This window comes from Allobosea sp. FG18 (assembly GCF_057809495.1).
In genome coordinates this window covers 197,078-210,358 of sequence record NZ_JBMDKB010000003.1, presented here as the reverse complement: position 1 = coordinate 210,358, position 13,281 = coordinate 197,078, and the positions used below count along the sequence as shown (strand labels likewise).

General features: G+C 64.6%; 10 protein-coding genes. 5 read left to right on the top strand and 5 right to left on the bottom strand.

Going from position 1 to position 13,281, the window contains the following annotated elements:
- Positions 1–50: 50 nt before the first annotated feature.
- Genes metH through ACODTJ_RS05075 form a run of 3 tightly spaced genes read right to left on the bottom strand, consistent with a single transcriptional unit; the run spans position 51 to position 5,732 of the window.
- Entirely contained in the window at positions 51–3,803 is a 3,753-nt protein-coding gene (gene metH, locus ACODTJ_RS05085; RefSeq protein WP_454656124.1) for a methionine synthase, read from the bottom strand.
- 4 nt (positions 3,804–3,807) lie between these two features.
- The gene (gene metF, locus ACODTJ_RS05080; RefSeq protein WP_488847772.1) at positions 3,808–4,719 is read right to left on the bottom strand and encodes a methylenetetrahydrofolate reductase [NAD(P)H]; all 912 of its coding nucleotides are present in this window, start codon (positions 4,717–4,719) and stop codon (positions 3,808–3,810) included.
- Positions 4,719–5,732, bottom strand: coding sequence for an ArsR/SmtB family transcription factor (locus tag ACODTJ_RS05075; RefSeq protein WP_454656122.1), 1,014 nt, complete (start codon positions 5,730–5,732; stop codon positions 4,719–4,721). Before ACODTJ_RS05075 ends, metF begins: the two co-directional genes overlap by 1 nt.
- 380 nt (positions 5,733–6,112) lie before the next feature.
- Between ACODTJ_RS05075 and mbfA the strand changes: the two genes are divergently transcribed.
- On the top strand, positions 6,113–7,102 hold the full coding sequence (mbfA, locus tag ACODTJ_RS05070) for an iron exporter MbfA (protein WP_454656121.1): 990 nt from the start codon (positions 6,113–6,115) through the stop codon (positions 7,100–7,102).
- A gap of 19 nt (positions 7,103–7,121) precedes the next feature.
- Positions 7,122–7,658 (top strand): cytochrome b, encoded by a 537-nt coding sequence (locus tag ACODTJ_RS05065; RefSeq protein ID WP_454656120.1) that lies wholly within the window; start codon positions 7,122–7,124, stop codon positions 7,656–7,658.
- An 813-nt stretch (positions 7,659–8,471) separates the two neighbouring features.
- Here ACODTJ_RS05065 and ACODTJ_RS05060 read toward each other — a convergent pair.
- Positions 8,472–8,675, bottom strand: coding sequence for a cold-shock protein (locus tag ACODTJ_RS05060; RefSeq protein ID WP_199091797.1), 204 nt, complete (start codon positions 8,673–8,675; stop codon positions 8,472–8,474).
- Between the two features lie 542 nt (positions 8,676–9,217).
- Here ACODTJ_RS05060 and ACODTJ_RS05055 point away from each other — a divergent pair.
- From ACODTJ_RS05055 to ACODTJ_RS05045, 3 genes are all read left to right on the top strand, one after another.
- Positions 9,218–9,841, top strand: a complete 624-nt coding sequence (locus tag ACODTJ_RS05055; RefSeq protein WP_454656119.1) for a YitT family protein — start codon at positions 9,218–9,220, stop codon at positions 9,839–9,841.
- Between the two features lie 95 nt (positions 9,842–9,936).
- Positions 9,937–11,109: an alpha-hydroxy acid oxidase gene (locus ACODTJ_RS05050; protein WP_488847770.1), complete on the top strand. Its 1,173-nt coding sequence runs from the start codon at positions 9,937–9,939 to the stop codon at positions 11,107–11,109.
- 24 nt (positions 11,110–11,133) lie between these two features.
- Positions 11,134–11,346: a DUF4287 domain-containing protein gene (locus ACODTJ_RS05045; protein ID WP_454656117.1), complete on the top strand. Its 213-nt coding sequence runs from the start codon at positions 11,134–11,136 to the stop codon at positions 11,344–11,346.
- 119 nt (positions 11,347–11,465) lie between these two features.
- Here the strand turns inward: ACODTJ_RS05045 and ACODTJ_RS05040 are convergent, their stop codons facing one another.
- Positions 11,466–13,253, bottom strand: coding sequence for a peptide ABC transporter substrate-binding protein (locus ACODTJ_RS05040; protein ID WP_454656116.1), 1,788 nt, complete (start codon positions 13,251–13,253; stop codon positions 11,466–11,468).
- Positions 13,254–13,281: the final 28 nt, after the last annotated feature.

Below are 13,281 nucleotides of genomic sequence, written 5' to 3'. Positions count from 1 at the left end.
ATCTCCATCGCTGCGTCTAGCGTGATGCCCGCCGCTGCGATGGAAGGCAACTACTCCGCCGCCTGCAGGCGATAGGCTGACGTGTCGTAGTTGAGGATCGGCGCGAGCCAGCGCTCGACCTCCTCGATCGTCATGCCCTTGCGCTGCGCATAATCCTCGACCTGATCGCGCTCCACCTTGGCGACGCCGAAGTAGTAGGCCTCCGGGTGCGCGAAATAGAGCCCGGAGACCGAGGAGCCCGGCCACATCGCATAGCTCTCGGTCAGCTTCACGCCGACGCGGCGTTCGGCTTCGAGCAGCCGGAAGAGCGTTTCCTTCTCGGTATGGTCGGGCTGGGCCGGATAGCCCGGCGCCGGGCGGATGCCCTGATATTCCTCGCGGATCAGATCCTCGTTGGTGAAGGTCTCGTCCGGCGCATAGCCCCAGAATTCCTTGCGCACGAGCTGGTGCATGCGCTCGGCGAAGGCCTCGGCGAAGCGGTCCGCCAGCGCCTTGACCATGATCGAGCGGTAGTCGTCATTGTCGCGCGCGAACTTCTCGGAGATGCGCTCTTCCTCCGCCCCGGCCGTGACGGCGAAGGCGCCGATATAATCGGGCGCCACGCCTTCCGGCGCGACGAAATCGGACAGGCACATATTCGGCTTGCCGTCGCGCTTCGAGAGCTGCTGGCGCAGGCCGTGGAAGGTCGCGAGCTGTTCCTGCCTGCTCTCGCCGGTATAGAGGCGGATATCGTCGCCGACGGCATTGGCCGGCCAGAAGCCGATCACCGCCTTCGGATTGAACCAACGTTCCTCGACGATGCGCTTCAGCATCGCCTGAGCATCGTCCCAGAGCGCGCGCGCCGCCTCGCCCTGCTTCTCGTCCTGCAGGATCGCCGGGAAGCGGCCCTTCAATTCCCAGGTCTGGAAGAACGGCGTCCAGTCGATCACCGGCACGAGATCGGCGATATCGAAGGTACGGAACGTACGCGTGCCGAGGAAACTCGGCTTCGGCGGGACATAATTCGCCCAATCCGGCTTGAAGGCGTTGGCGCGGGCACGGGCCAGCGGCAGGCGCTGCTTGTCGGCTTCCGAGCGGCGATGCGCCTCGGCAACCTTGGCGTATTCCGCCTGCACGCCCGCCACGTAACCCGGCTTCTGCTCCGACGAGAGCAGGCTGGAGACGACGCCGACGGCGCGCGAGGCGTCGTTCACATGCACCGCCTGGCCTTTCTCATAGGCCGGGTGGATCTTCACCGCGGTATGGACGCGACTGGTCGTCGCCCCGCCGATCAGCAGCGGGATGTCAAAACCCTCGCGCTCCATCTCGGAGGCGACGGTGACCATCTCGTCGAGTGAGGGCGTGATCAGCCCGGAGAGCCCGATGATGTCGACCTTCTCCTTGCGCGCCGTCTCCAGAATCTTCTGGGTCGGCACCATCACGCCGAGGTCGATCACCTCGTAATTGTTGCACTGGAGCACGACGCCGACGATGTTCTTGCCGATGTCGTGGACATCGCCCTTCACCGTCGCCATCAGCACCTTGCCGGCGGCCGAGCGCTCGGAGCCGCCGTTGAGGCGCTTCTCCTCCTCCATATAGGGCATGAGATAGGCGACGGCCTGCTTCATCACGCGGGCCGACTTCACCACCTGCGGCAGGAACATCTTGCCCGCACCGAACAGATCGCCGACCACGTTCATGCCGGCCATCAGCGGGCCTTCGATGACATGCAGCGGCTTGGCGGCGTTCAGCCGCGCCTCTTCGGTATCGATATCGATAAACTCGGTGATACCCGCGACCAGCGCGTGCTCCAGCCGCTTCTCGACCGGGAGTTCGCGCCAGGCGAGGTCCTTACCCGAAGCCGCGACCGAACCATCGCCCTTGAAGCGAGGGGCAGCCTCCAGCAGGCGCTCGGTCGAATCCTTGCGGCGGTTGAGGACGACATCCTCGCAGAGCTCGCGCAGCTCCGGATCGAGATCGTCATAGGAGCCGAGCTGGCCGGCATTGACGATGCCCATGTCCATCCCCGCCTTGATGGCGTGGTAGAGGAACACGGAGTGCATCGCCTCGCGCACCTTCTCGTTGCCGCGGAACGAGAAGGACAAGTTCGAGACGCCGCCCGAGATATGGGCATGCGGCAGGGTCTCGCGGATCGCGCGGGTCGCGTCGATGAAGTCGTTGCCGTAGTTGTCGTGCTCCTCGATGCCCGTCGCCACCGCGAAGATGTTCGGGTCGAAGATGATATCCTCGGGCGGGAAGCCGATCGTCTCGGTCAGCAGCTTGTAGGCCCGCGTGCAGATCTCGATCTTGCGCTGGAACGTGTCGGCCTGCCCGACCTCGTCGAAGGCCATCACGACGACCGCCGCGCCGTATTGCCGGCAGATGCGCGCCTGTTCGAGGAAGGCTTCCTCACCCTCCTTCATCGAGATCGAGTTGACGATCGGCTTGCCCTGGATGGTCTTGAGGCCAGCCTCGATCACCGGGAATTTCGACGAGTCGACCATGATCGGCACGCGCGAGATATCCGGCTCGGAGGCGATCAGGTTGCAGAACTCGGTCATCGCCTTCTCGGAATCGAGCAGGCCCTCGTCCATGTTGATGTCGATGACCTGCGCGCCGTTGGCGACCTGGTCCCGCGCCACGTCGAGCGCGGCGGCATAGTCGCCATTGGTGATCAGCTTCCGGAACTTGGCCGAGCCGGTGACATTCGTGCGCTCGCCCACGTTCACAAACGGAATGGTCTCGTCGAGCGTGAACGGCTCCAGCCCCGCAAGCCTGAGCCAGGGCTTCACCTCGGGAATCTGGCGCGGTGCCTTGCCGGCGACCGCCTCGGCGATGGCGCGGATATGGTCGGGCGTGGTGCCGCAGCAGCCGCCGACCATGTTGACGAAGCCGGCATCGGTGAACTCGGCCAGCATCTTGGCCGTCGCCTCGGGGCGTTCGTCATAGAGGCCGAATTCGTTGGGCAGGCCGGCATTCGGATAGGCGCAGACCAGCGTGTCGGCGATGCGCGACATGTCCTTGATATGCGCCCGCATCTCGCGCGCGCCGAGCGCGCAGTTGAGGCCGATGGTCAGCGGGGCTGCATGGCGCACCGCGTTCCAGAACGCCTCGACCGTCTGGCCCGAGAGCGTGCGGCCCGAGAGATCGGTGATCGTGCCGGAGATCATTACCGGCAGGCGGATGCCCTTCTCGCGATAGACCTGCTCGATCGCGACGATCGCGGCTTTGGCGTTGAGCGTGTCGAAGATCGTCTCGATCAGCAGCAGTTCGGAGCCGCCGTCGATCAGGCCCCTGACCTGCTCGGCATAGGAATCGCGCACCTGATCGAAGCTCACGGCGCGGAAGCCGGGATTGTTGACGTCGGGCGAGATCGAGAGCGTGCGGTTGGTCGGGCCGATCGCGCCGGCGACGAAGCGGCGACGCCCGTCTTCCCTCTCGGCGATCGCGGCCGCCTCGCGGGCGACGCGCGAACAGGCGACGTTCAGCTCATAGACGATCGCTTCCATGCCGTAATCGGCCTGGGCGATCGAGGTGCCCGAGAAGGTATTGGTCTCGACGATATCGGCGCCGGCCCGGAAATAGGCGAGATGGATGTCGCGCAGCGCCTCGGGCTGCGTCAGGGCGATGATGTCGTTATTGCCCTTGAGGTCGTGGTTGAAGCCCTTGAAGCGCTCGCCGCGGAAATCGGCTTCGGAGAGCTTCAGGTTCTGGATCTGCGTGCCCATCGCGCCGTCGAGCACGAGGATGCGTTCGCGCGCGGCCTGGCGCAGCGAGCGCTCGATCTCGGCGCCATCAACGGGAGCGGGAATGAAGTCGGACATAGGCTTACTCCGCCGCCACGGCCTGCGCCGCCGGCTTCTCGGGCTTCAACCCCACGAGATGGCAGATGGCATAGACGAGGTCGGCCTTGTTCATCGTGTAGAAATGCAGGTCGGTCGCGCCGCGGTCGATCAGGTCGAGGGCCTGCTCGGCGCAGACGGCGGCGGCGACGAGGCGGCGCGTCGCGACGTCGTCCTCCAGCCCCTCGAACCGGTCGGCCAGCCATTGCGGCACGCTGGCGCCGGTCTTGCGGGCGAAATTCGCGGTCTGCTTGAAGTTCTGGACGGGCACGATGCCGGGCAGAATCGGGATCTCGATGCCGCGCGCGCGCACCTTGTCGAGATAGCGGAAATAGACGTCGTTATCGAAGAAGAACTGGGTGATCGCCCGCGTCGCGCCGGCATCGACCTTCTTCTTGAGCGCATCGATATCGGCATCGAGCGAGGCGGCTTCCGGGTGCTTCTCGGGATAGGCCGAGACCGTGACCTCGAAGTCGCCGATGCGCTTCAGGCCGGCGACGAGATCAGAGGTCTGGTGATAGCCCTCAGGATGCGGCTCGTAAGCCGTACCGAGCCCGCCGGCCGGGTCGCCGCGCAGGGCCACGACATGGCGCACGCCGGCATCCCAATAGGATCGGATGACCTCGTCGACCTCGGCCTTCGAGGCCGAGACGCAGGTGAGATGCGCGGCCGGCTTCAGCGCGGTCTCGTCGACCATGCGCTTGACGGTCGCGTGAGTGCGCTCGCGGGTGGAGCCGCCGGCGCCGTAGGTCACCGAGACGAAGCTGGGGCCGAGCGGCTCGAGCCGGCGCACGCTGTCCCACAGCGCAACCTCCATCTCCTCCGTCTTCGGCGGGAAGAATTCGAAGGAGACGCGCGGACGGCGCGAGCCGTGGCGGCTGGGGCGGAAAGCATTCATCACGCAACCTCGAGATTGATCGTGCGGACCGGCGGATCGGCCTGGACGCGCCGGTCGCGGCCACGCCAGAGCATGACCGGGAGCTGGCCCGAGCCGCCATCGGCAAGGGTAACTTCACGGGAAAGATCGCAGGACAGGCCGGCCTCGGCGAACCAGGCCGCGATCTGCTGGCGGGAGAAGCCGAGCCGACGATGCGCATGCTCGGTCCGCAGGAATTCCATCTCGTGCGGCGCGAAATCGACGACGATCAGGCGCCCGCCGGGCGCCAGCATCGCGGCGGCCTCGCGCACGGCCCGGCCGGGATCGTCGAGGAAATGCAGCACCTGATGGATCACGACGAGATCGAAGGAGCCGCGCGCGAAGGGCAATGCATAGATATCGCCCTGCCGAAGCTCGACGCGCGACAGACCCGCCTGCTCCAGATTGGCTCGCGCCACCGCCAGCATCGCATGGTTGGCATCGACCCCGACGGCGCGGCCGAATTTCGGCGCGATCCGCTCCAGCATCCGCCCCGTGCCGGTGCCGAGATCGAGCATCGCGCCGGGCGAGCCCTCGCCGACGGCCTCCTCGACCGCAGCCTCCACGGCATGGTCAGGCACATGCAGCCCACGCAACCGGTCCCAGTCACGCGCGACGCTGGCGAAATAGTTTTGCGCGGCCTCGGCTCGCGTCGTCCGGACGGCAGCGAGCCGCTCGCGATCGGCCGCAAGCACCGGATCGCTCAGGTCGAGCCAGGCGGCGAGCGACGCGGCGAAAGCCCCGCCCGGCCCGGTCTCGTCGAGCCGGAAGAAGGCCCAGGCGCCTTCGCGCGAACGCCGGACCAGCCCGGCCTCGGCCAAGAGCTTGAGATGACGCGAGATGCGCGGCTGCGACTGGCCGAGAATGTCGGTGAGATCGGAGACCGAGAGCTCGCCCTCGGAGAGCAGCGCGAGAATGCGCAGCCGCGTCTCCTCGCCGGCGGCCCTGAGACCAGCGAGAAGCACGTCGGAAGACAATGTCGTCGGCTGCCGCACGCGCTGGCGTCCTCTATCGACAAGGAAAAAGATATAAAGATATCTTTATATCGAACACGCCGTTCGTGCAAGCGGATTGTCGTGCGGAAGATAGGACGCAATCCACAACCGCTCCTGCGGGAGAAGGTGCCAATATGTGGCGCTGACAGATCAGGACTTGCACCGCCGCCGATGCCAGCGCCGGACCTCTTCGCGAGAGAGCGGACTGCCCCTTAGACCTCACTGGGACGCGTGGCACGAAGGCCGTTCAGGCCTGATCTTGATCCACAGCAGTCGCTTTCGACCTTCATTCTGAGGCGACAGAGCGGTCGCGCACGCCCTGGACACTAGATTAGAATTATTCTAAACAATGACCAATGATCGCTCGCGCAGGTGCCGCAATGCCCGCTCTCTTCCCCATCTTTCGGCCAGCCCGCCGCAGGTTTGACGATCTCAGCGCGCAAGAGGTGTTGTCGCTCGCCATACTCGCGGAGGAAGAGGATGAGCGCATCTACGCCGCCTACGCGGCCAATCTGAATGAGAAATTTCCGGCCTCGGCTGCAATGTTTGACGCCATGGCAGCCGAAGAGAACGAACATCGGCGCCTCTTGCTCGACCTTTATGTCCGCAAGTTCGGTTCGACGATCATTCCCATTCGTCGCGAGCATGTTGAAGGCTTCTACACGCGGCGCCCTTTGTGGCTGGTGAAATCCCTGCCATTGGAGCGTGCACGAGCCGATGCCGCCGACATGGAGCGGCAAGCAGAGGCCTTCTATCGGCTGGCTGCGTCGCGCAGCACCGATGTCGAGACACGTAAGCTCCTCGGGGATCTTGCCGCCGCAGAAGCCACCCATGAGCGCAAGGCAACGGCGCTGCACGAGGGCCTTTCGAAAGGCGACGAAGGGCAGGCCGAAACGGAGCATGCCAAGCGCCAATTCGTACTGACATGGGTTCAGCCGGGGCTTGCGGGCCTGATGGACGGCTCAGTCTCAACCTTGGCCCCGATCTTCGCCACTGCGTTCGCAACGCAGAACCCTTGGACAACCTTCTTGATCGGCCTGTCGGCATCCATTGGCGCTGGCATTTCCATGGGGTTTACCGAGGCCGCCCATGACGACGGCAAGTTATCCGGCCGCGGAGCACCGTGGAAGCGCGGGCTGGCATCGGGTGTCATGACTGCTGTCGGCGGCCTCGGCCATGCCCTGCCGTACCTCATCCCGCACTTCTGGACCGCGACGGCCATCGCGCTCTGTGTGGTGTTTGTGGAGCTCTGGGTGATTGTCTGGATACAGAACCGCTACATGGAAACCCCGATAGGCCGGGCCATGTTCCAGATCATTCTTGGCGGCATGCTCGTCCTGGCAACGGGCATTTTGATCGGCGGGGCGTAAGCAAAAGGCGAACGCGGCGATGCAGAACCGTTCTGACGAAAATCACTATGACAACACGAGTGTCAGCTTCCACTGGATAACGGCGGCACTTGTCTTGCTGCTCTGGCTCATGGCGCAAAGCGAATCTTTGCTTCCACAGGCGTTGCGGCACGGCATGTGGTCTGCCCATATCGCAATGGGCGCGTTGCTCATCCTTGTTTATTGTACGCGTGTGGTTTGGAGGCAGTTCGCAGGCGCACATCTGGCCTCCGTCAACTCAGGTTTGCTGAAGATCGCCGAACACCTCGTCCATGGCCTGCTTTACCTGCTCCTCGCAGCGACGCTCGTGGCTGGAATCGCGAATGTCACTGCGCGCGGCTGGGACCTTTTCGGCTTAGTCCAGATACCGGCATTCGCAGCAGACGACAGGGCTCTTCGGCGATCCATTAACGGGTGGCATGAGCTTGCAGCGAATGGCCTTATCTGCCTGGCAGCAATCCATGCCATTGCAGCGATGTTTCACCAGTTCGTGTTGCGAAATGGCCAGCTGAAGCGGATGTGGTTCACACGACCATGATCGCCACGACATGTCGTCAAATGGCAATCGGCCCATAGAGTCGAGTGACCGAAGCTCCAAGATCGACCGAACACGGATTTTTCCCGTCGTGCTGCTCACGCTCATCGAGGCCGGTTTAAGCCCCCGATTTCAGCTCGACCCGAAATGAGCAGGAGTTCCAAAAGAACCCGAATTTGATGCGAGGGGAGAAAGTGGCGGCCCCGCAGAACTTATCCCCGCCCCACTCCCCGCTCCCCTATCCTGCACGCGTCCCATCCGACCGGGAGGGCTTCGCGAGGCATCGTGGGCCGGAGGGGATTGCGGGTTTCGCGCCCCGGGCCGTTACGGGTTCGTCAGGCGCGCAGGTGCCGACTTCGCACAGGCCGAACAGGCAGGCCTCCGCCCTCAAGCATCGAACCGAAAAGTGGAACCGACCTTTCGGATGAATCGATGCTGAAACAGAGAGCTGGATCGCCGCGCGTCCCCGGACGCACGGCGATCAGGCGGCGTCCAAGCGGAACAGACCCCCAGATACCCGTGCGCGGAGCGGGGCAGCGCGAGGTCGTCTCTGTTCGACATCATCGGCATCGATCTCGACACCGGCACGCAGCCGTCGACTGCGAACGCCGTCCGGCTCCGCGCATTCCCCCGGATGCCAACATCCAAAACCCCGCAGGCCGGGCCTGGACGGGGCTTTCGGCGCGCATCATGTCGCGTCAAGAACCATCGCGCCGGACAGGCGGCGATAACGCCGGTCCGGTCGTCATTTTCAGGCGCGCGCCCGCCAACACCCCGCCGCGCGCGGCAGGCGAGCCCTACGGCAACAGAATGGTCTCAGAGTACTTTCAGGTCGCCCGCGGCCGTCTTGCCGCGCTCGGTCTTCAGCTCGAACGAAACCTTCTGCCCTTCCGTCAGCGTCATCATTCCGGCCTCTTTCACGGCCGTGATGTGCACGAACACATCCTTGCCGCCGTCCGCCGGTTGAATGAAGCCGAAACCCTTCTCAGTATTGAACCACTTCACGGTTCCGGTCGCCATCGCCACATCCCTCGAAGCCAAAGCGTCTCATGCTGGCACAGGGCGCATGGCTCCTATGCCGGCAAGGCAGGATTGACCGAAAACCTGTCCTTGTCGAGATGAAAGGACAGGCAGGCACCGCCTCCTGCTTTCAAGATTTTGTCAACGCGATCCATATCTTGGCACCGGCGCGAGAAGAGTCACTCGGACAGGCTTTCGCTTCGTTGGGAGGCACGACCCAGCGCCTCCACCCGCGATGATTGCCGTGTCCTTGCCTGCTCAACCTCAAGCCGATGACGGCGGTCTCGCCGGCCTCGAACGTCATCTTGGCGAAACCCTTCCTGCCCCGCCGCCAGCCAACAAGCTCGCGACCTTCCGACGATCGGTCCCGATCATGGCCAGTCGTCTCGAGCGACGGGACGGCACAGGCCATTTTCCTCCATCGGCACACCCATCCAGAGGCATCGGGCCCTCAACGACCGCATCCCGCCAGGCGCCCCTATCCGGCGCGATCCTTGCTAGACCTCTGGCGCCGGAAGCCGCCAGCCGATACAGGCCTCGCAATGTCCCAAACCGTCAGCGCCGCCATGCCGCAGCAGCACCGCTTCTACGAAGACCTCCTCGCCCTGCCGCTGGGCACGCTGATGATCAGCTTCGGCATCGTCCTGTTCGCGAAGGCGACGCTCTTGACCGGCGGCGCGGCCGGGCTCGCCCTCCTGCTGCAATTCGGCACGGGGGCGGATTTCAGCCTGCTCTTCTTCGTCATCAACCTGCCCTTCTACTGGCTCGCCTTCCGGCGGATGGGCCTGCCCTTCACCTTGCGCACCTTCGCCGCCGTCGGCCTCGTCTCGGTCTTCGTCTGGGCGACGCCGGGCTGGTTCCGCATCGAGGCGGTGGCGCCGCTCTACGCCGCCATCGCCGGCGGCGTCGCGATGGGGCTCGGCCTGCTGGCGCTCGCGCGCCACCGTACGGCGATCGGCGGGGTCAACATCCTCGCGCTCTATCTGCAGGAGCGCCATGGCCTGCGCGCCGGCTGGGTTCAGCTGGGCATCGACGCCGCGATCTTCGCCGCCGCGCTTTTCGTGCTGCCGCCCGACAAGGTCGCGCTCTCGCTCGTCGGTACGCTCGTGCTCAACGCCATCCTCGGCATGAACCACAAGCCCGGCCGCTACATGGCGGTGTCCTGACGCATGCCTTCGGTGCGGCGTAACGGTTGCACCCTGCCCGTCATCATGCGAGCAAGCCCGAAGGACTAGACGGGACGCCAACGGCGAGACGAGACATGGCCCAGCCCCTGACCATCGAAGACCTGCGCCTTCTGGCCAAGCGCCGCGTGCCGCGCATGTTCTACGACTACGCCGATTCCGGCGCCTGGACCGAGGGCACCTACCGCGCCAACGAGACCGACTTCGCCAAGGTCAAGCTGCGCCAGCGTGTCGCCGTCGACATGACCAATCGCTCGCTCGCCTCGGAGATGATCGGCCAGCCGGTGACGATGCCCGTCGCGCTCGCGCCTACCGGCCTCACCGGCATGCAGCACGCCGATGGCGAGATCCTCGCCGCCAAGGCCGCTGCCAAGGCCGGCGTGCCCTTCACGCTCTCGACCATGAGCATCTGCTCGATCGAGGATGTCGCGAACCACACCCAGGCGCCGTTCTGGTTCCAGCTCTATGTGATGAAGGATCGCGACTTCATCTCCCGCCTGATCCAGCGCGCCAAGAAGGCCGGCTGCTCGGCGCTGGTGCTGACGCTCGACCTGCAGATTCTCGGCCAGCGCCACAAGGATATCCGCAACGGCCTCTCTGCCCCGCCGAAGCCGACGCTCGCCAACCTGATCAACCTCGCCTTCAAGCCACGCTGGTGCCTGAAGATGCTGGACACGCCGCGCCGGCAGTTCGGCAACATCGTCGGCCATGTCATCGGCGTCGCCGACATGTCCTCGCTCTCCTCCTGGACGGCGAGCCAGTTCGACCCGAAGCTGAACTGGGACGACGTCCAGTGGATCAAGGACCAGTGGGGCGGCAAGCTGATCCTCAAGGGCATCCTCGATCCGGAAGATGCTGAAATGGCAGCCAAGAGTGGCGCCGACGCACTGATCGTCTCGAACCATGGCGGCCGCCAACTCGACGGCGCGCTCTCCTCGATCGAGGCCTTGCCGGGCATCGTCGAGCAGGTCGGCAACCGTATCGAGGTCTTGTTCGACGGCGGCATCCGCTCGGGCCAGGACGTGTTGAAGGCGATCGCGCTCGGCGCGCATGGCACCTTCATAGGCCGCGCCTTCCTCTACGGGCTGGGCGCCATGGGCGAGCAGGGCGTCACAGCCGCGCTCGACATCATCCGCAAGGAACTCGACACCACCATGGCGCTCTGCGGCCTGCGCGACATCAAGGATGTCGACGAGCGCATCCTCGTCGGCGGCCGCGCCGGGGCGATCAAGCGGCTGACCACGGCCTGAATTTGGCTCCGCAGGAAATCCGAGATGTCAGAGCAGCCGGTCAAGGGACCCGCGTCCTACTTCCCCTCCATCGAGAAGAAGTACGGCCGCCCGATCACCGAATGGAAGGCGATGGTACGTGCCCGCCTCCCCGCGAAGCATATGGAACTCGTGACGATGCTCAAGACGGAGCACGGCATGGGCCACGGGCACGCCAATGCTATCGTGGCCCATACCCTCGCCGAGGACGCGAAGTAACCGGTTCCGGCCAGACCGCGCCGCAAGACGACAGAAGGCCCGGCGGATGCGATCCGCCGGGCCTTCTTCATTGAATAGCCCTTGCGGAGATCACTCTCCGCAAGGGACCGATTTCCGGATCAGACGCGATACCAGGACGCGAGGTTCCAGGTGTCGACATCCCAGCCCGAATGGTCATGCGAGAGGGTGTTCGACGCGGCGACCACCTTCTTGCGCGACAGGATCGGCAGGATGACGTTGGCCTCGCAGAAGATCTCGTTGACCTTGATCAGGAGCGCTGCGCGCTTGGCAGGGTCGAGTTCCTTCTGGGCGGCCTTGTAGGCCTCGTCGGCAGCCGGGTCGGTGTAACGCGAGACGTTGCGGCCCAGCCACTTGTTCTCCTTGTTGGCGACTTCCCACGAGGTGAACTGGTTGAGGAAGCGCTCCGGATCGGGCTGCGGCTGCGTCGTGGTGTACATCTCCATGTCGACATACAGCTTGGTGTAGGTGTCGGGGTTGGCGACGTCCGACGAGAAGAACACCGAAGCGGTGACCGACTTCAGCTCGATATCGATGCCGGCGCGCTGGCACGCCTGCTTGATGATGGCCTGCACCTTCTGGCGCGGAGCGTTGATCGAGGTCTGGAAGACATATTTGAGCTTCTTGCCGTCCTTCTCGCGGATGCCGTCCGAGCCCTTCTTCCAGCCGGCATCGTCGAGGATCTTGTTGGCCTTCTCGATGCTGAACTCGTACTTGAGCTTGGTCGACTTGAACTGCTTCGGCTCGTTGACGAAGCTCGCCGTGGCAGCACCAGCGCGGCCATAGATGAACTTCTGGATCGAGTCGCGGTCGATCAGCAGGTTGATCGCCTGGCGCACGGCCGGGTCGCTCAGCGTCGGGTGCTTGGTCTTGACGCTCGAACGCTCGCCATCGACTTCCGTCCACGGATCGGTCGTGTTCAGCGTGACGAACTCGATGTCGCCGGCAGCAGCCGCGCTGATCTTGCCGCGACCACCGGTCTCCATGCGCTTGAGGACCTCGTCCTCGACCAGCGTGTCCCAGGCGTAGTCGTACTCGCCGGTCTGCAGGACGGCGCGCGCCGCGGAGACGGCATCACCGCCGCCCTTGATCTCGAACGTGTCGAAATGCGGGCGGTTGGCGACGTGGTAGCTCTCATTGCGGGTGCCCGACAGGATGTCGCCCGGCTTGAAGTCGGCGAACTTGTACGGGCCGGTGCCGACGGGCTTCAGGTTGGCCGGAGCCTCGCGCGACTTGGAACCCTTGTACTCGCCGAAATGATGCTTCGGGATGATCATGCCGGCGACGCCGACGAAGGGGTCAGCCCAGAACGGGGTCGGCTTGGCGAAGATCACCTTGACGGTGAAATCGTCGATCTTCTCGACCTTGATGTCCTTGTAGGCGCCGGTGGTATAGGCCGCGGTCGCCGGGTCGGCCGCATATTCCCAGGTGAAGACGACGTCGTCGGCCGTGAACGGCTTGCCGTCATGCCACTTCACGTCCTTCTTCAGCTTCCAGATGACGGTCGTGCCGTCCTCGGACAGGCCGCCATTGGCCTTGGTCGGGACTTCCGCCGCAAGCTGCGGGATCAGGTTGCCTTCCTTGTCCCAACCGGCGAGCGGCTCGTAGAACACGCGCGAGGCGATCTGGTCCTTGGTGCCCGAGGCGAAATGCGGGTTCAGCAGCGTCGGAGCCTGCCAGAGCAGCATCTTCAGCGGGCCGCCGCCGCCAGCCTTGGTCGGCTTGTACTCGAGCGTGGCATTGGCCATCGCGACATCGTTCCAGGAGAGGATCTGGGTCGCGATCGGCGCGGTGATGCCCAGCGCCGCCATCTTCTGGATGAAGGAGCGCCGCGAGAGGCCACCTTCCTTCACATCCTGCACCATACCCTGGATATACTGACTAGTCATAATCAACCTTCACGTCATGGCAGCAAGA